Source organism: Vreelandella subglaciescola, from assembly GCF_900142895.1.
In the GTDB taxonomy this organism is placed as follows: domain Bacteria; phylum Pseudomonadota; class Gammaproteobacteria; order Pseudomonadales; family Halomonadaceae; genus Vreelandella; species Vreelandella subglaciescola.
Genome location: NZ_LT670847.1, coordinates 2385080 through 2411142, shown reverse-complemented (window position 1 = coordinate 2411142; position 26063 = coordinate 2385080). Strand labels below are relative to the sequence as shown.

Annotated in this window: 22 protein-coding genes and 1 pseudogene; 17 read left to right on the top strand and 6 right to left on the bottom strand. The window is 61.6% G+C overall.

Annotated elements, in window-relative coordinates:
- The first annotated feature begins 2 nt into the window (after positions 1-2).
- The 4 genes from B5495_RS11250 (at position 3) to B5495_RS11235 (ending at position 4419) form a co-directional block, all read left to right on the top strand.
- The gene (locus B5495_RS11250; protein ID WP_079553796.1) at positions 3-1340 is read left to right on the top strand and encodes an MATE family efflux transporter; all 1338 of its coding nucleotides are present in this window, start codon (positions 3-5) and stop codon (positions 1338-1340) included.
- A 39-nt stretch (positions 1341-1379) separates the two neighbouring features.
- Positions 1380-2741, top strand: coding sequence for a TIGR00366 family protein (locus B5495_RS11245; RefSeq protein ID WP_079553794.1), 1362 nt, complete (start codon positions 1380-1382; stop codon positions 2739-2741).
- 113 nt (positions 2742-2854) lie between these two features.
- Positions 2855-3379, top strand: coding sequence for an acyl-CoA thioesterase (locus B5495_RS11240; protein WP_079553792.1), 525 nt, complete (start codon positions 2855-2857; stop codon positions 3377-3379).
- A gap of 20 nt (positions 3380-3399) precedes the next feature.
- Positions 3400-4419: an ion transporter gene (locus tag B5495_RS11235; protein WP_079553790.1), complete on the top strand. Its 1020-nt coding sequence runs from the start codon at positions 3400-3402 to the stop codon at positions 4417-4419.
- A gap of 42 nt (positions 4420-4461) precedes the next feature.
- Here the strand turns inward: B5495_RS11235 and B5495_RS11230 are convergent, their stop codons facing one another.
- Positions 4462-4623, bottom strand: a complete 162-nt coding sequence (locus B5495_RS11230; RefSeq protein ID WP_079553788.1) for an entericidin A/B family lipoprotein — start codon at positions 4621-4623, stop codon at positions 4462-4464.
- 241 nt (positions 4624-4864) lie between these two features.
- On the opposite strand from B5495_RS11230, the gene B5495_RS11225 reads away from it, so the two are divergent.
- The 4 genes from B5495_RS11225 (at position 4865) to B5495_RS11210 (ending at position 8540) form a co-directional block, all read left to right on the top strand.
- Positions 4865-5284: an HIT domain-containing protein gene (locus tag B5495_RS11225; protein ID WP_079553787.1), complete on the top strand. Its 420-nt coding sequence runs from the start codon at positions 4865-4867 to the stop codon at positions 5282-5284.
- Between the two features lie 62 nt (positions 5285-5346).
- Positions 5347-6480, top strand: coding sequence for a glycerate kinase (locus B5495_RS11220; RefSeq protein WP_079553785.1), 1134 nt, complete (start codon positions 5347-5349; stop codon positions 6478-6480).
- Positions 6481-6612: 132 nt separating this feature from the next.
- On the top strand, positions 6613-7089 hold the full coding sequence (locus B5495_RS11215) for a Dps family protein (protein ID WP_079553783.1): 477 nt from the start codon (positions 6613-6615) through the stop codon (positions 7087-7089).
- 128 nt (positions 7090-7217) lie between these two features.
- A complete protein-coding gene (locus B5495_RS11210) occupies positions 7218-8540 on the top strand; it encodes an IS4 family transposase (RefSeq protein WP_079550486.1) in 1323 nt (440 codons plus the stop codon).
- A 191-nt stretch (positions 8541-8731) separates the two neighbouring features.
- Here the strand turns inward: B5495_RS11210 and B5495_RS11205 are convergent, their stop codons facing one another.
- Together B5495_RS11205 and B5495_RS11200 are read right to left on the bottom strand one after the other, a co-directional pair.
- On the bottom strand, positions 8732-10195 hold the full coding sequence (locus tag B5495_RS11205) for an aminoacyl-histidine dipeptidase (RefSeq protein WP_079553782.1): 1464 nt from the start codon (positions 10193-10195) through the stop codon (positions 8732-8734).
- A gap of 211 nt (positions 10196-10406) precedes the next feature.
- Positions 10407-12533, bottom strand: a complete 2127-nt coding sequence (locus B5495_RS11200; RefSeq protein ID WP_079553780.1) for a tRNA(Met) cytidine acetyltransferase TmcA — start codon at positions 12531-12533, stop codon at positions 10407-10409.
- Between the two features lie 163 nt (positions 12534-12696).
- Between B5495_RS11200 and B5495_RS11195 the strand changes: the two genes are divergently transcribed.
- On the top strand, positions 12697-14421 hold the full coding sequence (locus tag B5495_RS11195) for an ABC transporter permease (protein ID WP_079553778.1): 1725 nt from the start codon (positions 12697-12699) through the stop codon (positions 14419-14421).
- Here the strand turns inward: B5495_RS11195 and B5495_RS11190 are convergent.
- Positions 14347-15507, bottom strand: a complete 1161-nt coding sequence (locus tag B5495_RS11190) for an ABC transporter ATP-binding protein (protein WP_079553776.1) — start codon at positions 15505-15507, stop codon at positions 14347-14349. The genes B5495_RS11195 and B5495_RS11190 overlap by 75 nt on opposite strands.
- Positions 15508-15754: 247 nt before the next feature.
- Here B5495_RS11190 and B5495_RS11185 point away from each other — a divergent pair, with 247 nt between their 5' ends.
- From B5495_RS11185 to B5495_RS11165, 6 genes and pseudogenes are all read left to right on the top strand, one after another.
- A complete protein-coding gene (locus tag B5495_RS11185; RefSeq protein ID WP_079553774.1) occupies positions 15755-16906 on the top strand; it encodes a TauD/TfdA family dioxygenase in 1152 nt (383 codons plus the stop codon).
- On the top strand, positions 16903-17502 hold the full coding sequence (locus B5495_RS11180) for an HD domain-containing protein (RefSeq protein WP_079553772.1): 600 nt from the start codon (positions 16903-16905) through the stop codon (positions 17500-17502). The genes B5495_RS11185 and B5495_RS11180 overlap by 4 nt, the downstream gene beginning before the upstream one ends.
- A gap of 51 nt (positions 17503-17553) precedes the next feature.
- A pseudogene (locus B5495_RS15135) lies at positions 17554-17835 on the top strand (helix-turn-helix domain-containing protein); the annotation flags it as partial.
- 81 nt (positions 17836-17916) lie between these two features.
- Positions 17917-18549, top strand: a complete 633-nt coding sequence (locus tag B5495_RS11175; RefSeq protein WP_231897177.1) for a LysR substrate-binding domain-containing protein — start codon at positions 17917-17919, stop codon at positions 18547-18549.
- Between the two features lie 100 nt (positions 18550-18649).
- On the top strand, positions 18650-19675 hold the full coding sequence (locus B5495_RS11170; protein ID WP_079553768.1) for a Fe(3+) ABC transporter substrate-binding protein: 1026 nt from the start codon (positions 18650-18652) through the stop codon (positions 19673-19675).
- 123 nt (positions 19676-19798) lie between these two features.
- The gene (locus tag B5495_RS11165) at positions 19799-20815 is read left to right on the top strand and encodes a glycine betaine ABC transporter substrate-binding protein (protein ID WP_079553766.1); all 1017 of its coding nucleotides are present in this window, start codon (positions 19799-19801) and stop codon (positions 20813-20815) included.
- A 599-nt stretch (positions 20816-21414) separates the two neighbouring features.
- On the opposite strand, the gene B5495_RS11160 is transcribed toward B5495_RS11165, so the two are convergent.
- Both B5495_RS11160 and B5495_RS11155 read right to left on the bottom strand, forming a co-directional pair.
- A complete protein-coding gene (locus B5495_RS11160) occupies positions 21415-22833 on the bottom strand; it encodes an IS1380 family transposase (protein WP_079550256.1) in 1419 nt (472 codons plus the stop codon).
- A 339-nt stretch (positions 22834-23172) separates the two neighbouring features.
- Complete coding sequence (locus tag B5495_RS11155; RefSeq protein ID WP_079550466.1) at positions 23173-24591, bottom strand: IS1380 family transposase; 1419 nt, start codon at positions 24589-24591, stop codon at positions 23173-23175.
- A gap of 51 nt (positions 24592-24642) precedes the next feature.
- On the opposite strand from B5495_RS11155, the gene B5495_RS11150 reads away from it, so the two are divergent.
- Together B5495_RS11150 and B5495_RS11145 are read left to right on the top strand one after the other, a co-directional pair.
- On the top strand, positions 24643-25014 hold the full coding sequence (locus B5495_RS11150; protein ID WP_079553764.1) for a hypothetical protein: 372 nt from the start codon (positions 24643-24645) through the stop codon (positions 25012-25014).
- 166 nt (positions 25015-25180) lie between these two features.
- A complete protein-coding gene (locus B5495_RS11145) occupies positions 25181-26038 on the top strand; it encodes a DUF2971 domain-containing protein (protein WP_197685620.1) in 858 nt (285 codons plus the stop codon).
- The last annotated feature ends 25 nt before the right edge of the window (positions 26039-26063 follow it).

The following is a 26063-nucleotide window of genomic DNA, read 5'->3' as shown; positions in this document are numbered from 1 at the left end:
CCGTGACCGCAACGCATGCCCCGCATTCTACTCCCACCCGCCGGCGTATCTGGACGCTGGCGTGGCCGATTATCCTCTCCAATATTACCGTGCCGCTGCTGGGACTGGTGGATACCGCCGTGGTCGGCCATCTGCCCGACTCACGCTATCTGGCCGCGGTCACGCTGGGGGCGACGCTGTTCAGCTTCTTGTACTGGGGCTTTGGCTTTCTGCGCATGGGCACCACGGGGCTGACCGCTCAGGCCGCCGGGCGTGATGAGGCCTCGGCGGTAAAAAACCTGCTGGGCCAGGCGCTGATCATGGCGGCGGTCATCGGCGCCCTGCTTATCATCTTTGGCTCGCCGCTGATCACTCTGGGGCTGGGGCTGCTCGATGCCAGCGCCACCGCCACGCCGCTGGCGCGCGCATACGCCGAAATCCGCCTGCTTTCCGCCCCGGCGGTGCTCGCCAACTATGCGATTCTGGGCTGGTTTCTCGGCCAGCAGAACTCGCGGGTGACGCTGTGGATTTTACTCCTGACCAACAGCGTCAATATCGTCTTCGACCTGTGGTTTGTGGTGGGGCTGGGCATGAGCAGCAACGGCGTAGCCTGGGCCAGCGTACTGGCCGACTACTCGGCCTTCGCCTTCGGCGGTTATCTGGTGCTGCGCCAGCTGGGCCGCTTGCCGGGGCAGTTTTTACGCCAGCAGCTGCTCGCACTGGCAGCCTATAAGGCCTTGTTCAGCGTCAACGCCAACCTGTTCGTGCGCACGCTGGGGCTGTTGTTTGCCATGGCGTTTTTTACCGCGCAGGGTGCCCGCCAGGGCGACACGGTGCTGGCCGCCAACGCCGTCCTGCTGCAGTTCATCATGCTCACCAGCTACGCGCTGGACGGCTTTGCCCATGCGGCGGAGTCGCTGATTGGGCGCGCCTTTGGCCGCCGCGACTGGGCCGACTTTGCCCACACCGTGGGCGCGACCGCGCGCCTTTCGCTGTACACCGCGCTTGCCGCCGCGCTGTGCTTTGCGCTGGGTGGCAACGCCCTGATTGCGCTATTGACCGACCTGCCCGAGGTGCGCGACACCGCGGCTGTCTACATGCCATGGATGGTCGTGATGCCGCTGATCGCGGTGTGGAGCTACTTTTTCGACGGCGTGTTTATCGGCACCACGGCGGTGAAGGAAATGCGCAACAGCATTTTCATCAGCCTGGCGGTGTATCTCCCCGCGTGGTGGTTAACCCGCCCGCTGGGTAATCACGGGCTGTGGCTGGCCTTTATGTTATTTACCCTTGTGCGTTCAGCGGTGCTGATCGGCTACTATCAACGCTATCGGAAAACGCGCTGGTGCGAACATCCTTGACGGCCGGCACGCCTCCCTGACTCCACAAGACGAATTGCCATGCTGAAATCTGCTACCCGCACATTCACTCGCACGCTCCCCCGTACGTTCACGCGTACTGTCACGGGTGCGATTCGCCGGCTGGTCGAGCGCCACCTGCCCGACTCGCTGATTATTGCCCTACTGCTGAGCCTGGCCGTGATTATCGCGGCGGTGGCCGTGGAGCGGCAATCGCCGCTGGCGGTGCTGGATATGTGGGGCAACGGCGCCTTTAGCCTGCTGGCGCTTTCCATGCAGGTATTGCTGATGGTGCTGGCCGGCATTGCGCTGGCCGGCGCAGCGCCGCTCAACCGCGGGTGGTCCCGGCTGGCCGGCGTCGCTCACACGCCCGGCCGGGCACTGGTGCTGGTCAGCCTGGTAGCGCTGGCAGCCAGCCTGCTGCACTGGGGGCTGGGGCTGGTGGCGGGCGCGCTGTGTGCCCGGGCGCTGGCACGCCACGTACCGGTGGACTACCGCCTGCTGGTCGCCAGCGCCTATTCGGGCGTGGTGGTGTGGCACGGCGGGCTGAGCGGCCGCATACCGCACATCATTGCCGGCCAGAGCCACCCCTTCGCCGACCGGATCGGCACCCTGGGGCTTGATGACACACTGTTCACGACGTTCAACCTGGGCATTGTCGCCAGCCTTTGCGTTGCCCTGCCGCTGTTCAACCGGCTGCTAAGCTCGGGCGGCGCCGCCGACGCCACGAACACCCCGCCGCCCGATAACGCCGCACAGACGCCGCGCGGCCCACGCTTTTCCCGCCCCGTCGAGCGGTTGGAACACAGCCGCTGGCTTTCCCGGCTTGTCGCCGGACTGGGGCTCGCGTTCGTGCTCTACGACGCGCTATGGCTGAGAAAGGGGCTAACGCTTGATACGCTCAATTTGGCGCTGTTTGCCGCCGCGCTGCTGCTGCACCGCACGCCACAGCGGCTGTACGCCTGCCTGCGCGCGGGGATCGAAAACACCGCCAGCCTGATCCTCCAGTTCCCGCTTTATGCCGGCATCATGGCCGTCATGGCGCAGTCGGGACTGGCCCTGTCGCTGACCGAAGCGCTGATAGCCCCGGCCACCGCCGCATCGCTGTCCTTCTGGGTCTTTATCAGCGCCGGTGCGCTGAACCTGCTGGTGCCGTTTGGCGGCGAACAGTGGCTGATGCAGGCGCCGGCCGTGATTCCCACCGCCGAGGCGCTGGGCGTCGGCATACCGCGCGCGGCCATGGCCGTCGCTTGGGGCGATGCCTGGAGCAACCTGATTCAGCCGTTCTGGCTGTTGCCCATGCTGGCCATTACCGGGCTCAAGGCGCGGGATATTCTGGGTATCGGCCTGCTTCAGCTGCTGGTCAGCGGCGCTTTGATCAGCGCGGGGCTGCTGTGGTTATAAACCCGGCTATAAGTCGGGTATAAGCCTGTACGCCATCGCGGCGTTCCTCTATCGTGCTTGCTCATGATTTTTTATGCTACGGACGACCGTACCTCTGACCCCGAAGGCTTCACATGACCCAAAGTGCCGATACGCACTATGCAACGCTGCCCGACCAGCAGGAACTTTCCATGACCGTGCTGATGACGCCGGATATGGCCAACTTCAGCGGCAAGGTACACGGCGGCGCGATCCTCAAAAAACTCGATGAAGTGGCTTATGCCTGCGCCAGCCGCTATGCGGGTCACTATGTGGTCACGCTGTCGGTGGATCAGGTGCTGTTCAAGCAGCCCATTCACGTCGGCGAGCTGGTGACGTTTCTGGCGTCCGTCAACCACGTGGGGAGCTCGTCAATGGAAGTCGGCATCAAGGTGCTGGCCGAGGACATTCGCCACAAGATCGTCCGCCACACCAACAGCTGCTATCTGACCATGGTGTCGGTCGACGACAACGGCAAACCCGCCAAGGTACCGCCGCTGTCGCTGAATACGCCGCTGCAGAAGCTACGCTTTGAAAAAGCGGCGCTGCGCAAGAAGCTGCGCAAGGAAGCCGAAAAGGCTCAGGAACGCGCCCAGCAGGAGCACCTGGCATCCCGTTAACGCCGCCGAGAGGAAGCTGAATGTCTGCCACACCGCCTTTTGCCAAGCATCGCGTACGGCCATTACCGCGCGCGGCCGAAATCGCCCACTTAAGCTGGGACGTGCTGATCATCATCGCCGTGGTGGCCAACCTGACGCTGCTGCTGGTGGATTCCCTGTATCTGGTCGAGCCGCTGAACGAGGCGTTTCAGGCCGTCGCCCCGGCGGCGCACGCGTGGTATGACAGCACCATCCACCAGCGTTTTTTCCGGATCGACCTGGCGTTTGTCGCGCTGTTTCTCGTGGATGTGCTGCTCGGCTGGACGGTAGCGGTTGTCGAGCGGCGCTACCACCGCTGGTTTTTCTACCCCTTTGTGCACTGGTACGACGTGCTCGGCTGCATTCCGCTCACCGGCTTTCGCCTGCTGCGGGCGCTGCGGCTTATCTCGCTGCTGCACCGCCTGAACCGCCTGGGGCTGATCCACATTAAACGCTGGGCGGCCTACCGTTTCGTGGCCAAGTACTACGACATCCTGCTTGAAGAGCTGTCCGACCGGATTGCCGTGCGGCTGCTGAGCAACGTGCAGCAGCAGGTCAGCGCCAACAGCTCGCTGGCCGACAGCGTCATCAACCGGGTCGTGGCGCCGCGCAAGCAGCAGCTGATTCACGAGATCACCCAGCGCATCGAGGCCAGCGCCGGTCAGGCCTACGGCGGCAATCGCGACGCAGTCATGGGCTATATCAGCGACGTGGTCGGCCGCACGCTGCGGGAAAGCCCCGAGATTCGGCGGCTGGAGCGTCTGCCCATGGGCAGCGCGGTGTCGCAAAGCCTTGAAGCGTCGCTTTCCGGCGTGGCGCAACGGCTGGTGGACGAGCTGGCGCAGGGGATTCATTCGCGGGAATTTCGTACGCTGGTCGCGCATACCGCCGACAGCGGCTTTGACGCCTGGCTGAAGGTCGACGAAGGCAGCGCCGAAGTCACCGAGGCGGTGCTGATCGACGCGCTGGAAATGCTCAAGGATCAGGTCAGCCGGCAGGCGTGGAAGGATCGCTATCAATAGCCCACTGCCGGGCAGAGACAATCTGCCCGGCAGTGGAAAAACTTAGCTGTTGGCGGCGTCCTGCACGGCTTCACCGCCTTTTTCCACGTCTTTCCCCATCCCGGCAAAGGTGTTGCAGCCGGTCAGCATGCCGGCCATCAGCAACGCGGCCAGACCGCTCAGCAGCACTTTTGTCACCGCACTTTTGGTGGTAATCGCTTTCATCGTTGGCTCCTTTCAACAGGTTTTATGATGTCGTGACCGGTGTAGAGGTCAACATCGCTCACGCACAAGGACGCGTCCTTGACGTATAATTAGCCTAACAGCGTTGCGTTTGCCAGTGTTTAATCTGGCGGCATTTAACAAAGTGCGCGCCGACCATGTTGGTCGATAGCGCTGGCCTGCTATGCTCTTGGCCTTTCGTCGCATTCTGCGCACCCTTCGCCCAACCCCGAGAGGCCGGCCGATGAATGATATTGCCCTTGATGAGCGCCTGGAAGCGGATACCCTGCCCGTCACCGAGCTGCCGCTGTGCCGCGTTCTGCTGATGAACGACGCGCGCTTCCCCTGGGCAATACTGGTGCCGCGCTTGCCCGGCGTCAGCGAAGTTTTCGACCTGTCCGCCGCCGACCAACAGCAGTTGTGGCGCGAAGCCGGCGCGCTGGGGGCGGCGATGAAAGACGGTTTTCACGGCGACAAAATCAACATTGCCACGCTTGGCAACGTGGTCAGCCAGCTGCACGTTCACGTGGTAGTGCGCACCCGCCGCGACGAGGCATGGCCAGCACCGGTATGGGGCCAGGGCGAGCCCCGGCCGTATACCCAGGACCAGCAGGCCAGCGCGCGCGACCAGCTGCTGGGCCAGATCGAAGGGCTGTCGCTTTAGCCCGTAGACCGTTTTATGACCCCATAACACCAACAACAGACCACCAGTAAGGAGTTGGCACGATGCACGTTTTGCTCTGCCCCGACAGTTTCAAGGATGCCCTGAGCGCTCAGGACGCCGCCGATGCCATGGCCCGCGGCATACAGCGCGCCCTGCCCGAGGCACACACGCAAACCTGCCCGATGGCCGACGGCGGCGAAGGCAGCCTTGAAGCGCTGATCATGGCCACCGGCGCCGAACGCCGCACGGCCAAGGTGCAGGATGCGCTGGGCCGCCCGGCCACCGCCACCTGGGGCTGGCTTGCCGACGAGCGCACCGCGTACATCGAGCTGGCCGAGGCCAGCGGCCTGCAGCAGCTTACGCCTGCCGAGCGCGACGCGCGCACCACCACCACCTACGGCGTGGGTGAGCTGTTCGCTGAAGCCCTCGACGCCGGCGCGGAAAAAGCCCTGCTGCTGCTGGGCGGCAGTGCGACCAACGACGCCGGTGCCGGCATGCTGGCGGCCCTCGGTGCCAAGCTGCTCGACGCCGACGGCAATGCGCTCAAGCCCGGCGGCGCGGCACTCGCCGAGCTCAAGACGCTGGATATCTCCGGCCTTGATCCGCGCCTGGCAGCACTGCAGGTAGAAGCCGCCGTGGACGTGGACAACCCGCTGCTCGGCGAGCGCGGCGCGACCGCCGTATTCGGCCCGCAAAAAGGCGCAAACCCCGAGGTGGTCAAAGAGCTCGACGCCGCCCTTGGCCACTTTGCCGACGTAAGCGCCAAGGTGCTTGGCCAGGACGACCGCGACATGGCCGGCGCCGGTGCCGCCGGCGGCATGGGCTTTGCCGCCCGGGCCTTCATGGGCGCCACACTCAAGCCCGGCATCGAGATGATCATGGAGCAGGCCGGCATGGCCGAGCGCCTGGCCAAGGCCGACCTGGTGATCACCGGCGAAGGCAAGCTCGACGGCCAAAGCATGTCGGGCAAGACGCCCATCGGCGTGTCCCGGGCAGCCAAGGCCGCGGGCAAGCCGGTAGTGGTGCTCGCCGGCGCGCTGGGCGACGGCTGGCATGCCTGCCACGACGAAGGCGTTACCGCCGCGTTCGCGCTGGCCGACGGCCCGATTACGCTGGAAGACGCCATGGCACGCACCGCCGAGCTTTTAACCGACCGCTGCGACAGCATCGCCCGCCTGTGGCACGCGGCCGGCTAAGTCGACGCGCTAAACATCCCACCCCCTTGAATTAATGCCGGTTCGCCGGCATTAATCAGGGTAAGCCAAAACCTGCGCAATACGGGTTTGACTGATTCCAACGCCGCCACGCGGCTTTTACCAGGAGGCAGCATGACCGACACCAACAGCATTGGCCTACCAGAAAGTAGCGCCGCGCAGCTGGCCGAAAAACTCAATCAGCTACTCGCCAACTACCAGACGTTCTACATGAACGTTCGCGGCTATCACTGGAACGTGAAGGGCCAAGAGTTCTTCCAGCTGCACGTCAAGTTTGAAGAGTTCTACACCGACCTGCTGACCAAGGTGGACGAGGTAGCCGAGCGCATCCTGACGCTGGGCTACACGCCGGTGCATGCCTACAGCGACTACGCCAAGCTCTCGCGCATCGTCGAAGACAAGGACGTAAGCGATGGACAAAGCTGCGTCAAAGGCATCCTCCAGGGCTACCAGACCATCATCGAGCTGCAGCGTGATGTGCTGGCGCTGGCCTCCGACGCCGACGATGAAGGCACCGCCGATCAGGCCGGGCAGTACATCCGCGAGCAGGAAAAAACCATCTGGATGCTCAACGCCTACCTCGGTCGCTAAGCCCCCGGAACGGCACCCACAGCAAAACGGCACCCGATTGGGTGTAATGCCAGTCAGTTAAGCCTTTCATCACCTGGCAGGTAATGCGATATTCCGGCATCAGCCACTTACTGATGCCGGATTTTTGTATGCATTTCAGTCAAGCTATTGGTGCCATCGCCAAAGCAGTACCCGACGACTTCTCCAGCCTCTCCGAGGTGCTGTCTCCCGACTTGATCGATACCTGCCTCGAGGAGGCCGGCGTCGCCACACTACGTAAACGACGACTGCCGCTGGACATGGTCGTTTGGGCCGTGGTCGGGATGGCCTTGTTCCGGCATATTCCCATGGGCCAGATCGTCAACCATCTTGATATTATGCTGCCCGGAAAACGGCCCTTTGTGGCACCCAGCGCCGTGGTTCAGGCACGTCAACGGCTGGGAGTCGATCCCGTGAAGCGTGTCTTCGAGCAGACACAAGCGCTTTGGCACCAACAGACGCCTCACCCGCATTGGTGCGGCCTGACCTTGCTGGGCGTTGATGGTGTCGTATGGCGCACGCCTGATTCTCCCGAGAACCACACCACATTTGCCCGGACCCGTAACGCACACCATGAAGCCGGTTATCCGCAGGTCCGTATGGTGTGTCAGATGGAGTTAACCAGTCATCTATTGACGGGATCCGCGTTCGATAGTGTGGCGAGGAGCGAGATGGACTTGACGCCAGAGCTCATCACCAGCACGCCGGATCACTCCCTGACGTTGTTTGACCGTGGTTTCTACTCGCTGGGGCTGTTGCATGCCTGGCAAAGTGCAGGCGAGCAGCGTCACTGGCTTATTCCGTTAAAAAAGGGCACACAGTACCAGGAAGAGCGGTCGCTGGGTCGGCAGGATCGATTGGTGACATTAACGTCCTCTCCGCAAGCCCGAAAGAAGTGGCCCGGTTTACCGTCGACGGTCACCGCGCGCTTGCTACGGCGGAAAGTGAATGGAAAAGAGGTTCAAGTACTGACATCAATGACGGACCCGATGCGTTTTCCAGCGGCGGATATTGTCGATCTTTACAGCTACCGCTGGGAAATCGAACTGGGCTATCGGGAAATCAAGCAATCGTTGCTGGGGAATCGTATGACGCTGCGCAGTCGGACGCCCGAGATGATCTGCCAAGAGCTTTGGGGCACGTTACTCGCCTACAATCTGATTCGGTTTCAGATGGCTCGCATGGCTTACAGTTTAAAAGCCGTCCACCCGAATCAGCTCAGCTTTCATCAGGCGGCTCATTGGATTATCAAGGAGTTAACGGTGTTACCTTGGGTCTCGCCAGGCCGTATTCCCGAGGTAATTCAGTCAATGCTGGACATGGCACCGTCTTTTATCCTACCGGCGCGACGTGAGAGATCTTATCCCAGATCGGTCAAGCAAAGGCCGCAGAAGTATCCGACCAGACGAAAAATGCCAGTCAGGCTTAACTGACTGGCATTACCCGATTGGGTGCCGTTTTTTATGCCCGCCAAGGCGGAGCCAGCCTTCTACAACACTGGGTGATTGTCACCCTCTGCCGTAGGAGGGCGGCTCTGCCGCGCGACCGCATGCCCCGCCGCACTCGATGCAACCCAGGCAGGCCGTTGGCCTGCTTCGCCCGGTAAACCGGCCTCCTACTAATTTCAACGCCCCAACGCTTCGGTCAGCGCCTTGAGCAGCGTCCAGAACTCGTCCACCGAGTCGATATCCACTCTTTCATCGGGCGAGTGCGCGCCGCGAATGGTCGGCCCGAACGAGATCATGTCCAGCGCTGGATATTTGCTCCCCAGAATGCCGCATTCCAGACCGGCGTGGATCACCTTCACCGCCGGCTCGCGGCCAAGCCGCTGCTGATGGCAGTCGATAAACGTCGCCAGCAGCGGGCTGTCCGAGTCGGGCACCCAGCCCGGGTAGCCGTGCTCGGCCTTGACCCGCGCGCCGATCAGCTCGAACAGCGCACGAAAGCGGTCGATCATGGCCGCAACGGCGCTGTCGTGCAGCGAACGCACCAGCGCGCACAGATGAAAGCGCCCGCCTTCCAGGTTCAGCACACCCAAGTTATTGGAGGTTTCGACCACGCCCTCGACCTCGGCGCTCATGCGTTCGACGCCGCAGGGGGCAACGTTGAGCGCTGCTACCAGCATGGCGCTGGCATCCACGGTCAGCGCTTCATCCGGGGTGTCTGCCGGCGGCGTGGGCGTAACGCCTAGCGCAAAGCCGCTATCCGGCTGGCCCAGTTCGGCCCTGAGCGTGGCCTCAAGGGAGGCCACCTTGGCCGTCACCGCGTCGATCTCATCAGCCGGCAGCGCGACCCGCACAAACGCCTCCCGGGGGATGGCGTTGCGCAGCGTGCCGCCCTGATAACTCACCAGCCGCGCGCCGGCAAACTCCAGCGTGCGCAGCACGCGCACCAGCAGGCGGTTGGCATTGGCTAGCGGCAGGTGAATATCCATGCCCGAATGGCCGCCTTTGAGACCGGTCAGGGCGATATCCAGGCAGCGCTCGTGCGCCTCAAGCGGGGCTTCGGGCAGGCGCGCATCGACCACCACGTCGCTGCCGCCGGCACAGCCGATGTAGGCCTCACCGCGCGCTTCGCTGTCAAGATTGAGCAGCAGCTTGCCTTCCAGCCAGTCTTCCGCCAGCTCCAGTGCGCCGCCCATGGAGGTTTCTTCTTCCAGGGTGAAAAGCGCCTCGAGCGGCCCGTGGGCAACGTCGGTGCTTTCCAGCAGCGCCAGCGCAGCGGCCACGCCAAGGCCGTTATCCGCGCCCAGCGTAGTGCCGTCGGCGTGCAGCCAGCCGTCTTCTACATAGGTGCTGATGGGGTCGCGGGTGAAATCATGGGGGCGCTCGGCGTTGGCCTGGGCAACCATGTCCAAATGCCCCTGCAAAATAACCCCGGGGGCGTTTTCACAGCCTTGAGCGGCGGGCTTTTTGATCCGCAGGTTGCCAAAGGCGTCGCGGTCGTGGGCAAGGCCCAAACCGTCTGCCCAGGCTTCAAGCTTGGCCACCAGCGCCGCTTCGTGGCCTGACGGCCGGGGCGTGTTGCACAGGGTGCGGAAATGGCGCCAGACCGGCGCGGGGCTTAGCGTATCAAGGTGTTCGTTCATGGAAGCTCGTCTCGTCGGTAATCCTGACACCTTACTCCCCCGCGCTAACCGGCGAAAGTGTACCGACTGACGACGTCTGAGTTATCACCGGTGATCGTATCTACACGGCGGAGCCGTCGACAGGCCGATAAGGGGCGCTGTGAATCCATCCCTGGACGCTACCTACGCCATCCATGGCGTAGAACCCCCTCTTCGGCCTATCCCGGTTCCTTCAGTCTATCTGTGCCGCGCTCAGCAGCGTGGCCACGGCGTGGCGCAGCGCCAAGGTAGCCTCTTTGCGGCTGCCGGCAAACGCCCGATCCTGATACGCAAAGCCGGCAAGCGCCCCACAGGCGCGCTGGGCATCAGCGTTGAGCGGGCGCTGGGCAGCTGCAACGGCGAGCGCCTGCAGCGCGGGGCGGGCAAGGCGCGGGTCGCGGCGGGCGTAGGCAACGTCGTGCAAATCACGGCGCAGCGCGGCGCTCAACGTGGGCGGCGGCAGCGTGCCCAGCAGCAGCGCCAGGGCATCAACCGGCAAACCGTCAAGCTCAAAGGCCAGCAATGCGGGCAGCTCGGCGACAAAGCGCTGGGTCAATTCCGCGAGCACTTCCTCGCCGCGCGGGGTCAGCGCCCGGGCGACCATCAGCGCGTATTCGCCGGTGGTGGTATCCCGGGAGATACCCAGCCGCACCGGGGTAAAACCGGCGGCGCGCCAGAACGCCACTAGCCCCGCCTCGGCGCCAAAGGTCGCGCCTAATAGATCGGCCCCGCTGTCCTGCGCGGCAGCGCGGGCATGGCACAAAAGCTCGCTGCCCGCACCTTGCCGGCGGGTTTCGGGGTGTACGGCCACCCGCGTGATGCGCTGCCAGCAGGCGGTCAGCGCTTGACGGCAGCCGACGTGGGCGGCCAGCGACTGGGCCAGTAAATGTCCCTGGGGGCGGCGCTCGCCACGCGCCACGTGCTCGGCAAGGTCAGCGTCAAAGCCGCCTTCTTCGCGCATGACCACCACGCCTGCAGGCGCCTTTGCCGCGCCCAGCACGCCAATGCGCGTAGCTGGGCCGTCAAGCAGCTGGCGTACGTCGCCGGGCGTAGTACGGTAGTGCGACTGCACCAGCAGGCCAAACAGCGCCTCAAGGGTGGGCTCATCGATGGCCAGCGCGCTACGCTCAAGCCAGCTAACACCCTGCTCAGAGCCCGCGTCAGGCATTGGCGGCTCGGCTTTTAACAGCAGCAGGCGAGCAAGCGTGGCTTCCAGCGGGTCACTGGGGGCAAAGCGCACCGGCGTCTCAAGCTCGAGCGCCTGCCAGCCGGGCGTTTGTCGATCAAGGCGTTCGCGAAAGCGAAGCGCAAAGCCGCGCCCTGAGCCTTCGTAGCCGTGAACGGTGGTGGCAAACGCAATGCGCGGAAACGCCGCCAGCCAGCGGCCCAGCAGCGCTGGCGGTATCGCCGCCGCTTCATCCACCATCAGGTAGCTGCCGTCGCCGCCCAGGGTGCCCGCTTCCACCTTCGCGGTCAGCGCGTCGGGGGCGATAAACTCCAGCGCCGGGCTGCGCCCGCCGATAAGCGCCTCGGCGTGGGCGAAAAGCGCGGCCGCCGCGTCCGGGCGCGGCGCGGTAACCACGATATGCGCCACGCCGGCGGCCAGCAGCCGCGCACAGGCAATGCCCAGCGCCGCGCTTTTGCCCCGCCCGCGGTCGGCGGTAATCACCAATGGCCGGCGGCGTTTTAGCCGCGTCACCCTGGCCACCGCCCGGGCCTGATCCGGCGTCACGCAGTCGGGGTCGTCCGGCGCAGGGGCTTTTTCGGGCATGGCGGCAAGCCGTGGCAGGCGCGGTGCGGCGGCTCTCGCCGGCCACGCCACAACGCCGGCGTCATGGGCTAAAAGGCGCGCCAGCCGCGCGAGGTAGTGCGCGCTCAACGCTTGAGGATCGTGCGGATAATCGGCAATGCGGCGATAGTCGGCATCCGGCGTGCTGCCCCATTCTTCCGGCGTTATCAGCACCAGCAGCCCGCCGGCGGTGAGCGTGCCGCCCAGCGCGCCGAGGGCGTCGGGGTCAAAGCCCGCGCTGGCGTCAAACACCACCAGCCCGTGCTCTTGGCCCAGCCGGGTGCGCGCCTTGGCGGCGGGCAGCGCGGGTGGCTCAGCTAGCGTTTCATCACTCACCTTCTTTTCACCCACCCACAGGGGCGCGTGCCAGTCGCGTGACTGCCACAGCGCCAATGCGCGCCGGCGGCCGGTTGTCGCACCGCTGGCGAGCCACACCAGCCGGCGGGCGCGGCGGCGTTTGAGCCGGGCGGCGTGGCACAGCAAGGCGCTTAGCCCGCGCGCATCGTCTGCCGGCGGCAGTGGGTCGCTCATGGTGTCTCCTTAAACCGTCTGTTCTTAACGGTCTGTGCTTTAGCGGCGTCTCTGCCAACTTTGCTGCAGGCCAGGTGGCGCGGATGATACTATTTGCCGCTGGGAGTTTGTCGCATTATCACCTGTCAACGTTTCGCCCGAGCGGCTCAAAGGAGGGTTTCTCTTGTCTCATTCCGCCCGTCGCGGGCTGCCTGCCCTCGCCCATCGGTTTCGCGCACGCGTCTCGCAGCGCTTCAGCGCATGGTCGATCATTCTGTTTGCGATTGCGCTGATCGTGGCGCTGCCGGTCATCGTGATATTCAGCCATATTTTCCTGCCCGCCGGCGATGTCTGGCAGCATCTGGCCTCTACCGTGCTGCCGCGCTACCTGACCAACACCCTGTGGATGGTGCTGCTGGTGGGCACGGGCACGCTGGTGATTGGCACAGGTACGGCGTGGCTGGTGGTGATGTGCCGTTTTCCCGGCAAGCGCGTGTTCGAGTGGGCGCTGCTGCTGCCGCTGGCGGTGCCGACCTACGTTATCGCCTATGCCTATACCGATTTTCTGCAGGTGGCGGGGCCGTTGCAAAGCATGCTGCGCGATATGACCGGCTGGGAATACGGCGACTACTATTTTCCCAACGTGCGCTCGCTGGGCGGCGCGGCCACGCTGATTACGCTGGTGCTTTACCCTTACGTGTATTTGTTGGCGCGGGCGTCATTTCTGGAACAGTCGGTGTGCGTGCTCGACGTCGGCCGCACGCTGGGGCGCGGCCCCTGGCACCTGTTTGCCAGCGTCGCCGTGCCGCTGTCGCGCCCGGCGCTGGTGGGCGGCGTTTCGCTGGTGCTGATGGAAACCCTCAACGAGTTCGGCGCGGTGCAGTTTTTCGGTGTGGATACCTTCACCACCGGCATTTACCGCACCTGGTTTGGCCTCGGCGAGCCGGTGGCGGCCGCCCAGCTGGCGGCCTGCCTGCTGGCGTTTGTCATCCTGTTTGTGCTGCTTGAGCGCTGGTCACGGGGCAAGCGGCGCTACTTTCACACCACCAACCGCTACCAGCAGCTGCCCGAATACCCGCTTGCCGGCTGGCGCGCCGGCATTGCCCTGCTGGCCTGCTCGATACCCGTACTGGTGGGCTTTGCGCTGCCCAGCGGAATATTGCTCAATCTGGCGATTGAACAGGGCGACTCGCTGTTCGGCCCGCGCTTTATCGGCTTTGCCGCCAACAGCCTGGGGCTCTCCGTGGGCGCGGCGATTCTGGCGGTGGGCATGGCGCTGCTGCTCAGCTACGGGGTGCGCATCCACAACACGCCGTTCGCCCGAGTCAGCTCGCGGGTGGCCTCAATGGGCTACGCCATTCCCGGTTCGGTGGTCGCCGTGGGCATACTGATTCCGTTCGCGTGGCTGGATAACACCATCAACGTCTGGCTGAACGACCATTACGGCAAGATCGTCGGGCTGATTTTCAGCGGCTCGGCGTTCATTCTGATTTACGCCTACGTGGCGCGCTTTCTGGCCGTGTCGTTCAACGCGATAGAGGCCAGCCTGGGCAAGGTCACGCCGAGCATGGACGCCGCCGCGCGCACGCTGGGCCAGACCGCCGGCGGCACCCTGCGGCGCATTCATACGCCGATGATGCGCTCGAGCCTGCTGGCGGCGGGGATTCTGGTGTTTGTGGATGCCATGAAGGAGCTGCCCGCCACCATCATCCTGCGCCCGTTCAACTTCGATACGCTGGCCGTGCGGGCGCACAACCTGGCGTCCGACGAACGCCTTGCCGAGGCCTCGACGGCCTCGCTGGCGATTGTGGTGGTGGGCATTATTCCGGTGATTCTACTCAGCCTCGCCATGCGCCGTTCCCGCCCCGGCAGCCGCGCCGGCCGCGGCAAAGACGAACACCTGGGATAAATCCAGATCAATAGTGACCGGCTGGCCTTCAGCGGGCAGAAACACGCCGGGCACCCGGGCGTGCAGGTGCGCCTCTTCGCCGCTCTGGCTGTGGGCGCACAGGTGAATCAGGCTTGAGCGCCCCAGCAGTTTGGCCATGACCACGTGGCTGTGTTCGTGGGCAGTGGCGCTATCCGGCCGCTCGGTAATGCGCAGCGCCTCGGGGCGAACCATCACCGTGGCGTCGCTGCCTTCGGGCAGCCAGCCCGCTTCCACCGTCCCCACCGGCGTGGTGACCTTTCCGTTTGTCACTACGCCGGACAGCTCGTTGACCTCGCCGAAAAACGTCACCACGAACGGATCACAGGGCGCGCAGTAAAGCTCGCGCGGGGTGCCGGTCTGGACGATAGTGCCGTCGCGCATCAGCGCAATGCGGTCGGCCATGAACATGGCTTCTTCGGGGTCGTGGGTCACCAGCAATGTGGCCGCCCCGACTTTTTTCAACACGTGCAGGGTGTCATCGCGGATCTGGTCGCGCAGGCGCGCATCGAGGCTGGAAAACGGCTCGTCGAGCAGCATCAGCCGAGGCTCCGGTGCCAGCGCGCGGGCCAGCGCCACGCGCTGCTGCTGGCCACCGGAAAGCATGTGCGGGTAGGTATCGGCGTAGTTTGCCATGCCCAGCTGCTCAAGGCGCGCAAGCGCGCGTTCGCGGCGCTTGGCGGCGGGCAGCGGCTTCAGGCCGAACATGACGTTTTCCAGCACCGACAGGTGTGGAAACAGCGCCGAGTCCTGAAACGCCAGGCCGACGCTGCGCTTCTCCGGTGGAACATGACGCCGGCCCGGTGCGGCCACGGTGTCGCCCCTGAGGCTGACGCGCCCTTCCTGCAGCACCTCAAGCCCCGCGGCAATGCGCAGCAGCGTGGTTTTGCCACAGCCCGAGGGGCCCAGCAGGCACACCACCTCGCCGGGTTCCACGGTAAGCTCCACGCCCTTGACCACCACATGCTGGTCAAAGCGGTGGCGCACGCCGCTGAGCGAAAGCGCCGTTACCGGCGCGGTCGCCTCGAGAGTGTGCGTGGGTGCCGTTGGCGTTTTTGTCGTTGCCATATGCGTATCCCGCCGTTGGTGGTAAGCGGCGTTTGTCAGAAGCGTCGCTTGGATAACTGAAAGCTATTCGCATTCTATTTTTTCTGCGCGCGGGATGCATCCTTCTGCCAAATCTTTTCCCGAAGGGAGTAACGGACTCCCATAAGAAAAAGGCATGACGATGATAACATCCGCCCTCTACTGTTTACGTCGCGGGTACGTTAAAAATGGCCAATCAAATGCCATTATCCTGCTAGAGAGCCCGGACATGCCCGTCACCTCACTGATCCTTACCGACTCGCCCATTACCCTCAACCGGGTGACGCCCTCGGGCCTTGAGCCCATCAGCCCATTATGGCTACGCGAGCGCACCCAGGATCCGCAGCAGCTGGATGCCTTGACCTGTCAGCGGCTTTTCGATTCACACCGGATCGACCCGGATCTGACGCTGAGCAGCGCGCAGCCCTTGAGCCCGACACACACCGAGCTTTCCTTCAGCGATGGCCACGTCGAGGTCTACGATCTTGAGGCCCTGGCGGTTGAACTCGACGGCGACAGCACCTTTCCCGACGCCATTGCCTGGGACAGCCGCATCGATCAGACTGCCCAGCGGTTCGATTGGCAGAAAATGGGCGATAACGAGGCCTTTCATCAGGCGCTGAGCGCTTATCTGCAGCGGGGCTACATCATTCTTACCGGGGTGCCGACCGATCCTGAGCGCATCCTGGAAGTCGGGCGACATTTTGGCTACGTGAAGGAAACCAATTTCGGTCGCTACTTCGAAGTATATTCGCGCCCTGCCGGCAATGACCTGGCCTATCGCAGCGTGGCGTTGGGCCCGCATACCGACAATCCCTATCGCAGCCCGGTGCCCGGTATCCAGCTGTTGCATTGTCTGATCAACGAAACCCACGGCGGCCTGTCCACGCTGGTCGACAGTATCAAGGTGCTTGACGTGCTGAGACACGAGCAACCCGAGGGCTACGAGCTATTGCGTACCACCCCGGTCGGGTATCGTTTCATCGATGCCGGTACCGAGCTGACTGCCCGCCGCTGCATGATTCGCACCGACGCTGACGGGCAGCCCGTCGGTGTACACTACAGCCCGCGCCTTGACAGCCTGCCTTACCTGTCACCCGCCAGGACGCGCCTGTTTCATCTGGCGCGTCAGCGTCTTGGGGAGCTGTTCGCTGATCCTGCCTTTGAAATCCGCTTCCAGCTCAACGCCGGCGAATTGATGCTGTTTGATAACAACCGCGTGCTGCATGGCCGGACCGCCTTCGATACCCAGGAGGGACGGCGGCATCTTCAGGGGTGCTACCTGGACAGCGACGGGCCACGCGAGCGCTTCGCCACAACGCTGATCAAGGCTCGCCAAGAGGCTGGCGAACCTGCATTAACGGAGGAAAGTTACGTATGAATCACGTGGCATTCACACAGATGAAAGATGGTACCGCCGAGGAATACCGGTTTCTGGAGCGGCTCGAAGATCAGTTTAACGCGGAGCTGGTCGAGCGCCTTCTGAAGGCCCTGAGACACCTGGCGCATGGCCTGAGCGGCTACCGGGTCAGTCGACTGGAGCATTCGCTGCAATCCGCGGCGCGTGCCGAGGCCGACGGCGGCGACGATGATCTGGTGATCGCCGCCCTGCTGCATGATCTGGGGGACGAGCTTGCGCCCTACAATCATTCACAGCTGGCCGCCAGCATCATTCGCCCCTACGTGAAGGCCGAGGTGACCTGGATCATTCACCATCACGGATTATTTCAGCAAGTCTACTATGCGCACCACTTTGGCGAAGACCCGAACCAGCGCGAACGCTACCGTGACCATCCCTGGTACCAGAAGTGCGTCGATTTCTGCGAGCGCTACGATCAGGCATCCTTTGATCCGGATTACCCGACGCCCCCGCTCGAACATTTCGAGCCTGCGTTGCGCCGGGTATTCGCCCGCCAGCCCTTTGATCCCGAGGTAATCGGCGCGGAACCGGCCGGCGGTTTCGATAGCCCCGTCTGATCTCGGGGGAGCCAACCGGACAGTTGATGCCGCCCATTGGGTGACGTATAAATGCCTCTGATAGAGGCGGCTCACCTGTCCCCGAGCCTCAGCCGCCGGGCCGGATCAGCGTCGAGATTCTACATGCCCGCCCTGCTGCCCCCGGATCTGGGGGCTTTCCCGTCACTGCGCGGCCTGATCGCCTTCGAAGCCACCGTCAGGCTCGGCTCGATGACAGCGGCGGCGAACGAAATGCACATGACACAGCCCGCCGTCTCTCAGCGTATCCGCGCGTTAGAGGATAGCTTGGGGTGTCCGCTATTTGACCGCAGGGGCGGACGACTCTCTCTCAATGCCAGAGGTCAAGCGTTCCACGAAGAACTGACCCCCGGGCTAGCACGCCTTTGCGGTGCTATCGGAGACCTCCGTTGCCGGATGCGCAAAGCATCTCCCGTCGTCAGCATTGCCGCGGGTGCCGGCTTTACCCACATGTGGTTACGGCCGCGACTGGAACGCCTCGAACAGGCGTTCCCCGACCGCTCCTTTCGACTGCTCCCGATTGATCGAGACGAAGCGCCGGAGATGCAAAAAGCCGACATCGCCCTGCGTTTCGGGCCCCATCAGCAGGATGACCTGACCGATACGCTGGTGGTGCCGGAAAAGGTGTTCCCGGTCTGTAGCCCTGAATACGCACGCCAGCATAATCTCGGCGCCGAGCTGGATACCGACGCACTGCAGCGCATCACTCTGCTGCACCTTGATATGCGTGATCCACGCTGGCTGAACTGGGCCAGCTGGTGCCGGCTGTCACAGCTGCCGCCCCCGCCACTGGAAAGGGCCTTCCCCTACCACAATTTCCCTCTTCTGCTTAATGCCGTGACCCACCATCAGGGCGTGGCGCTGGGCTGGAGCCACGTCACCCGGGACATGCTGGCCAGCGGCCAGCTGGTGGCGCTGGGGCCACATGTCACGCGCAAGAGCCACGGTTACCGTCTAAGCGTGCGCAACCCCGACAGTGCCATGATCGCCCCCGTCGTCGACTGGCTGGCACGAGAATTTGCCGGGTAAATCAGCCGCTACCAACGCTTGACGTCGCCGGAGCAAACCGGTTAAATGGATGCGATTAGTAATGTTTTGCATTATCATTAACCGATAAGGACGTTCGACGATGAACACAGCACGCATTGCCGCCTCCATGGCCGCCGTTCTGGCCGGTAGCGCTTTCGCCACCTCGGCACTGGCCGACGAAATCAATCTGTATTCGGCGCGCCATTACGACTCCGATGAGCGCCTGTACGAGGCCTTCACCAAAGAAACCGGCATTGACGTCAACGTGCTTGAAGGTGGTTCCGACCAGCTGATCGAACGCATCCAGCGCGAAGGCGTGGCCAGCCCCGCCGACGTGATGATGACCGTTGACGCCGGCCGCCTGTGGCGCGCCGAGGAAGAAGGCATTTTCCAAAGCGTTGAGTCTGACCTGCTCGACGAGCGCGTCCCCGACGCCATGCATCAGCCCGAGGGCCTGTGGTTCGGCTTCAGCCAACGCGCCCGGGCGATTTTCTACAACCGCGAAAATTTCGACCCGAGCCAGATTGCAAGCTACGAAGATCTCGCTGACCCCAAGTTCAAGGGCGAGGTCTGCATCCGTTCGTCCAACAACATCTACAACCAGTCGCTGCTCGCCTCCATGGTTGAACACAAGGGCGCTGACGGCGCTGAAGAATGGGCGCAGGGCGTGGTCGACAACATGGCTCGCGACCCCGAAGGCGGCGACACTGACCAGATTCGCGGCGTTGCTACCGGCGAATGCGACCTGGCCGTAGCCAACCACTACTACTACGTGCGCCTGCTGAAGTCTGACGACGACGCCGACCGCGAAGCAGCACGCAAAGTGGGCATCATCTTCCCCAATCAGGACGGCCGTGGCACCCACGTCAACGTTGGCGGCGCCGGCGTTGCCAAGAATGCTCCGCATCACGATAACGCGGTGCGTTTCCTCGAGTTTCTGGCCTCCGACACCGCGCAGCACATTTTCGCTTCCGGCAACAACGAGTTCCCGGTGGTTGAAGGTATCCGCAAGGATCCGGTGCTGGAATCCTGGGGCAACTTCAAGAAAGACGACGTTAACGTCAGCGTACTCGGGGAAAACAACCCCGAAGCGGTACGCATCTTTGACCGCGTCGGCTGGCGTTAAGCCGGTGCGCTAATCCGCGCCTTGTCAGCTCAACGGCTCGCCTTTTGGCGGGCCGTTTTACGTTGCGCTTTCTACAGGGTGAGTCTAAGGTCGTGCGTACCGCAGCAACTGAAAGGAACCTGAATGAAATCATGCTTACGCCCGTCACATCACACTGCCCTTCATAAAAACGCCGGTATCACGGGCCTTAGTGCCTGCGCCCTTGGCGTCTCGCTGCTCGCCGCACCGCTGGCTTTCAGCGCCGAAAACGGCGCCGAAGAACCCGCCGCCGTGCGTTTTGCCGTGCCCCCCTGGCCCGGTGTTACCGTCAAAAGCCAGCTTGCCGCTACGCTATTTGAAGCGCTTGGCTACGCGCCAAAACAGCAGGAAATCGGCGCTACCATCGCCTACCAGGCAATGAGCGAAGACGAACTCGACGTCTATCTGGCCGCTTGGCTACCTGCCCAGCAGGGGATGTACGACACCGCGACCCAGGGCAAAAACAAGCTGATCGACCTTGGCAACAACGTTGACGGCGCCCGCCTGGGCTTTGTAGTGCCCGACTACATGCATGAAAAAGGCATTACCTCGGGAAAAGACCTGTGCAGCAAGGACCTGCAGGACAAGGCCGGCGGCACGATCTACTCCATCGAGATCGGCTCGGGGACTAGCGACTTGCTCGCCGACATGCAGGATAACGGCACCTACTGCCTGGACGAGTGGGACCTCTCGGAAACCTCGGCCTCGGGCATGTTCAGCCAGGCCAAATCGATGATGAAACGCGACGAATGGATCGTCTTCTACGCCTGGACACCGCACTGGGCGAGCATCGAATACGCGATCAAGTTTCTGGATGACCCCAAAGACGCCTGGGGCCCCGACGGCGGCCGCAGCGACGTACGCACGCTGATTACCCCGACGTTCGCCGACGAAAACCCCAACGCGACCCGCCTGCTCGAACAGCTGGTGTTCAGCGCCGATCAGCAAAGTGCGATGATCAGCGGCTTCAGCTATGAAGAACGCCCGCCCGAAGAAGTCGCACTTGACTGGCTGCGGGATAACCCCGCACAGGTCAAAGCGTTTCTTGACGGCGTCACCACCCGCAGCGGCGACCCCGCCTGGCCCGCCGCGCAAAAAGCGCTCGACCTGCCCGACGCCTGATACGATTCGGGTGAAACAAGCGCAAGACGCATAATCAAACGGCTGCCCACGGGCAGCCGTTTTGCATTGGGTGCCGGCACGCCTAGCCTCGGCCATTCAGCAGAAAAATCTTGATCACAATCAGTGACACCCTGCCCTGCAAACGCTAAGGTAAACGAAACGTCGCCAGCAGAAGCAGCGTGCGCGCTTATCTGGGTTAGGCAGAAGGCTGCAGTGATTGGTGTTATGTTGCCGTGATATTTTTTATTTTTATTAATTTCAAACGGTTATACCATGAGCAACGCGCAGCATAACATTGTTAAAGAAGCCCGCTCGTTCAAGTTATTATACGAGCACGCGGCCTAATACCTGTTAGGCTATTTTAGACCCGCCTTATTCATCAGGACGCCGAACGAGCGTTTTACGTCCCGTGGTGACCGGGACCGACCGGCTTTTATGTCATACGGTCGCTGAGTAGCCGATTAGCACATAGCTTTATCGTATCAATGCCGTGATATTTATAACTGAAGTTCATTGGTTTCGAGTGACGGCGCAGCCGTGGTCGTCGGCCTCCATAGTGGCCGTTTTGTCTGCTGGAAAAGGCTGAGTAATGCGACGTGTCAGGTCAATGCCGTCAGCCGCGGCAACCCCTTCAGTAAGGATGGCCACCATTTGTCGGCGGCATCGCCGAGGTGCACGGTGATACGCCGGGCGTGCACTGTCAGCGTGGCGGCCACCTTGAGCACCTGCTCGCGCATCCGCTTCAGGCTCCAGCCCTGCCGGGTCTGTCGTTCCAACAGGCAACGCAGCCCGTGTAGCACCTGATAAGCGCAGAGAGTCAGCAGCAGGTTTACCTCGTTGCGGGCCATGACGTCCTGGACGGTGGAGACACCGCGATCAGTCGAGGAGAGATGCATATCGAGCGACGACTTCACCTCGCCCATGTGGGCTTCGGCGCTGCCGCGCTTGCGATAAAGCGCCAGGACCTTTTCCGGCGGCCAGTCGAACTTGCCGAGATTGGTGACCAAAAAGAAGGCATGCAGCAGCAGATCATCGGGCCGCTCTTGTACCACCAGCACCACGCGCCGCGGCGCCGGCCAGGTACCGGCTTGGTACGCCAGGTCATGGCACCATTCCCGAGGTTGCTCGGGGGGCCGGCCGCGTGGCCGCTTCAGATGTGGCGCTGCCAGTGTCTGCAGGCCCGTATGACTGCGCAACCGGCCCAGATACTCGATGTCGCGATCTTCCAGCGCCTCAAGCGTGTCGTTGTCGGTGAAGCCGGCGTCGATGCGCACCTTGACCTTGGCCCCGGTGCTCTCGTTGAGTCGCCGCACCAGATGTGGGATCCAGGTATCGGCATTCTCGGCTGGGCCGGCGTTACCTTCACGCAGCAGGCCGCCCACCATGTCGCCGGTCTCTGCCAGCGAGGCCACCAAAGGCGAGTAGATTCTGGCCCCGTAAAGTCCATGAAACGCCGAACCGCCCTGGTGGCCGTGAACGTCGATCGGCAAGCCGTCGATGTCCAGCGTCAGATGCTCGGGGCGTTCGCCGCCGTTCAGCGAGGTCAGTCGCCAGACCGCCAGCCGCAGCAGGCCCTCATGCACGGTATCGATATTGTCGTCGCGGCCCAGGCACGTCAGCAGCCGCGACAGCGTCGCTTGAGATGGCCGGTCCTGAGCCAACGGCGTTGTCCCGCGGGCATCACTGCAGGCTAGCTGCCAGAGCGGGTCACGGCGAAGCGTATCGGTATCGCTGAGGTCGATCCAGCCCATCGAACGCTGCAGCACCAGGGTACGCAGCTGGCTGGCTAACGAGTGGCGGACGCGATCCGGGTCGCGGTGATCGACCAGATGGTCGTCCAGCGCATCGATCATGCCGCTGTTGTCGAGGGCTTCACGCAACAGCAAAGCACCGCTGTCGCTGGTGGTGCGATGGCCGCTGAGCTCGACGCGGATGGACCCGTTGCATGACGGGGTCCAGGGGGATAAGCTTTCACCCATGGCGAGTGGTCCTCTTGAATTGTGTTCGTTCAGGAACATCTTGATTCTACAAGAGAAACTGCTCGCCATCTTCTTTTCTGTCTCAGCCCGGTGAATTAGGCGGGTTAGAGTGTTTACATTATGGAGTTTACAATGAAAAAATTATCCCGCCTTATTCATCAGGACGCCGAACGAGCGTTTTACGTCCCGTGGTGACCGGGACCGACCGGCTTTTATGTCATACGGTCGCTGAGTAGCCGATTAGCACATAGCTTTATCGTATCAATGCCGTGATATTTATAACTGAAGTTCATTGGTTTCGAGTGACGGCGCAGCCGTGGTCGTCGGCCTCCATAGTGGCCGTTTTGTCTGCTGGAAAAGGCTGAGTAATGCGACGTGTCAGGTCAATGCCGTCAGCCGCGGCAACCCCTTCAGTAAGGATGGCCACCATTTGTCGGCGGCATCGCCGAGGTGCACGGTGATACGCCGGGCGTGCACTGTCAGCGTGGCGGCCACCTTGAGCACCTGCTCGCGCATCCGCTTCAGGCTCCAGCCCTGCCGGGTCTGTCGTTCCAACAGGCAACGCAGCCCGTGTAGCACCTGATAAGCGCAGAGAGTCAGCAGCAGGTTTACCTCGTTGCGGGCCATGACGTCCTGGACGGTGGAGACACCGCGATCAGTCGAGGAGAGATGCATATCGAGCGACGACTTCACCTCGCCCATGTGGGCTTCGGCGCTGCCGCGCTTGCGATAAAGCGCCAGGACCTTTTCCGGCGGCCAGTCGAACTTGCCGAGATTGGTGACCAAAAAGAAGGCATGCAGCAGCAGATCATCGGGCCGCTCTTGTACCACCAGCACCACGCGCCGCGGCGCCGGCCAGGTACCGGCTTGGTACGCCAGGTCATGGCACCATTCCCGAGGTTGCTCGGGGGGCCGGCCGCGTGGCCGCTTCAGATGTGGCGCTGCCAGTGTCTGCAGGCCCGTATGACTGCGCAACCGGCCCAGATACTCGATGTCGCGATCTTCCAGCGCCTCAAGCGTGTCGTTGTCGGTGAAGCCGGCGTCGATGCGCACCTTGACCTTGGCCCCGGTGCTCTCGTTGAGTCGCCGCACCAGATGTGGGATCCAGGTATCGGCATTCTCGGCTGGGCCGGCGTTACCTTCACGCAGCAGGCCGCCCACCATGTCGCCGGTCTCTGCCAGCGAGGCCACCAAAGGCGAGTAGATTCTGGCCCCGTAAAGTCCATGAAACGCCGAACCGCCCTGGTGGCCGTGAACGTCGATCGGCAAGCCGTCGATGTCCAGCGTCAGATGCTCGGGGCGTTCGCCGCCGTTCAGCGAGGTCAGTCGCCAGACCGCCAGCCGCAGCAGGCCCTCATGCACGGTATCGATATTGTCGTCGCGGCCCAGGCACGTCAGCAGCCGCGACAGCGTCGCTTGAGATGGCCGGTCCTGAGCCAACGGCGTTGTCCCGCGGGCATCACTGCAGGCTAGCTGCCAGAGCGGGTCACGGCGAAGCGTATCGGTATCGCTGAGGTCGATCCAGCCCATCGAACGCTGCAGCACCAGGGTACGCAGCTGGCTGGCTAACGAGTGGCGGACGCGATCCGGGTCGCGATGATCGACCAGATGGTCGTCCAGCGCATCGATCATGCCGCTGTTGTCGAGGGCTTCACGCAACAGCAAAGCACCGCTGTCGCTGGTGGTGCGATGGCCGCTGAGCTCGACGCGGATGGACCCGTTGCATGACGGGGTCCAGGGGGATAGGCTTTCACCCATGGCGAGTGGTCCTCTTGAGTCAAGTTCGGTTAGGAACATATTGATTCTACAAGAGAAACTGCTCGCCATCTTCTTTTCTGTCTCAGCCCGGTGAATAAGGCGGGATTATTACTTTTAGTTTGCTTATTCTTTTCTTTTAATGCCTTTGCTGATTTCATCCATCCAATGGACTTTGATGGCTCTGAGGCTCAAAAAAATAGAGTTATTAAAATTGTTAAAGCGCGCGTAAAAAAAGACTATTGTGATAGTGGCTTGGATATGTGTCAATCAACAACACTAAGAATGATGGAAGGTGAAAATTTAACTGCATTTAAAAATGCCTCTCAAGCAAAAAACAGAAAAATAATGGATCGTGTAATTAAAGATTACTGTAATAGTGGTTTAGATATGTGTAGTTATACGAATATATTTATGATGTATCAAGAAAATCTTAAGGCTAGTAAAAGCTCATTGAGTTGGTAAATAATCCACACATAGCCTAACAAGTTGCTTAAACGGAACTAAAACAGCTCATCATTTTTGCAAAAAAGACCGCAAAAATACTGCCCTGCTTTAGTCCGCTTAGCAAGGCGTTAACACTCAAGGAGAGATTGTGCCTCTATACAAGTATTTGACACATGAGAATACGATGAGAGTTTTAGATGGAAGTGTTAGATTTACTCAACCTGGGGCATTCAATGATCCGTTTGAAATGGTTCCGGAATTACATGTTCCGTATGATTTCGAACCCAAAGATATCCCTATTAACTTTGACGTCGGTGCACCCAGAAGGCAACCAAGTGTTGGAGAATTGGCAATTGATTTTGAGTCCGATCATTGCAATGACATTAACTCCAGAAAGATTTTAAGCTCGCTGAATCAGTCCGTTGGTATTCTATGCTTATCCAAAAATGAATCATCTCTTCTAATGTGGTCACACTATGCCGGTGAGTACTCAGGGGCTGTTATTGAATTTGATGAAGAGCATGAATTTTTTACGGGTTTATTTGATATAGAGTATCGAGAGTATAGGCCTAAGAAGGATATTGGTTCTTATTTAAGTGGTGAATCTCCGATTCCTATAGCGGAGCTTTGTGTAAAGCCCAAGGATTGGGAATACGAGCAGGAATATAGAATCGTTAGAAATCTATCTGAATGTAAAAAGGTTGGTGACTATAACGGCTTTCCAGTTTATGTAAAGGATGTTCCCATGGATGCGATAAAATCAATTACTCTTGGCGAAAGGATGCCTGTAGAGCAGCAAAGAGAGATCTGGAATAAAATCAAGAATACAAAAATTGCATTAAATCTCGCTGCTATCGCAAACTGGGGCTACGAGTTTAGAAAAGAACCAATTAAGTATAATATTCCTGCTTCTGAAATGAATCCTTTGATAAGTCCAAGAACTGCTCATATATTTTCGGAACTCGAAAATGAGTTTGGTGAAATGGCTCGATCGATGATAAACAAGCATAAGTTGAGCGATGTTGCTAACCACACACTGTAAAATGTTAACAAGCGCAAGCAATCGG

What these genes read in the sequence shown, in the direction of transcription:
- B5495_RS11245 (WP_079553794.1), top strand. Translation starts at nt 1,380, where the DNA reads ATGCTGAAATCTGCTACCCGCACATTCACTCGCACGCTCCCCCGTACG.
- B5495_RS11240 (WP_079553792.1), top strand. Translation starts at nt 2,855, where the DNA reads ATGACCCAAAGTGCCGATACGCACTATGCAACGCTGCCCGACCAGCAG.
- B5495_RS11235 (WP_079553790.1), top strand. Translation starts at nt 3,400, where the DNA reads ATGTCTGCCACACCGCCTTTTGCCAAGCATCGCGTACGGCCATTACCG.
- B5495_RS11230 (WP_079553788.1), bottom strand. Translation starts at nt 4,623, where the DNA reads ATGAAAGCGATTACCACCAAAAGTGCGGTGACAAAAGTGCTGCTGAGC.
- B5495_RS11225 (WP_079553787.1), top strand. Translation starts at nt 4,865, where the DNA reads ATGAATGATATTGCCCTTGATGAGCGCCTGGAAGCGGATACCCTGCCC.
- B5495_RS11220 (WP_079553785.1), top strand. Translation starts at nt 5,347, where the DNA reads ATGCACGTTTTGCTCTGCCCCGACAGTTTCAAGGATGCCCTGAGCGCT.
- B5495_RS11215 (WP_079553783.1), top strand. Translation starts at nt 6,613, where the DNA reads ATGACCGACACCAACAGCATTGGCCTACCAGAAAGTAGCGCCGCGCAG.
- B5495_RS11210 (WP_079550486.1), top strand. Translation starts at nt 7,218, where the DNA reads ATGCATTTCAGTCAAGCTATTGGTGCCATCGCCAAAGCAGTACCCGAC.
- B5495_RS11205 (WP_079553782.1), bottom strand. Translation starts at nt 10,195, where the DNA reads ATGAACGAACACCTTGATACGCTAAGCCCCGCGCCGGTCTGGCGCCAT.
- B5495_RS11200 (WP_079553780.1), bottom strand. Translation starts at nt 12,533, where the DNA reads ATGAGCGACCCACTGCCGCCGGCAGACGATGCGCGCGGGCTAAGCGCC.
- B5495_RS11190 (WP_079553776.1), bottom strand. Translation starts at nt 15,507, where the DNA reads ATGGCAACGACAAAAACGCCAACGGCACCCACGCACACTCTCGAGGCG.
- B5495_RS11185 (WP_079553774.1), top strand. Translation starts at nt 15,755, where the DNA reads ATGCCCGTCACCTCACTGATCCTTACCGACTCGCCCATTACCCTCAAC.
- B5495_RS11180 (WP_079553772.1), top strand. Translation starts at nt 16,903, where the DNA reads ATGAATCACGTGGCATTCACACAGATGAAAGATGGTACCGCCGAGGAA.
- B5495_RS11175 (WP_231897177.1), top strand. Translation starts at nt 17,917, where the DNA reads ATGCGCAAAGCATCTCCCGTCGTCAGCATTGCCGCGGGTGCCGGCTTT.
- B5495_RS11170 (WP_079553768.1), top strand. Translation starts at nt 18,650, where the DNA reads ATGAACACAGCACGCATTGCCGCCTCCATGGCCGCCGTTCTGGCCGGT.
- B5495_RS11165 (WP_079553766.1), top strand. Translation starts at nt 19,799, where the DNA reads ATGAAATCATGCTTACGCCCGTCACATCACACTGCCCTTCATAAAAAC.
- B5495_RS11160 (WP_079550256.1), bottom strand. Translation starts at nt 22,833, where the DNA reads ATGTTCCTGAACGAACACAATTCAAGAGGACCACTCGCCATGGGTGAA.
- B5495_RS11155 (WP_079550466.1), bottom strand. Translation starts at nt 24,591, where the DNA reads ATGTTCCTAACCGAACTTGACTCAAGAGGACCACTCGCCATGGGTGAA.
- B5495_RS11145 (WP_197685620.1), top strand. Translation starts at nt 25,181, where the DNA reads ATGAGAGTTTTAGATGGAAGTGTTAGATTTACTCAACCTGGGGCATTC.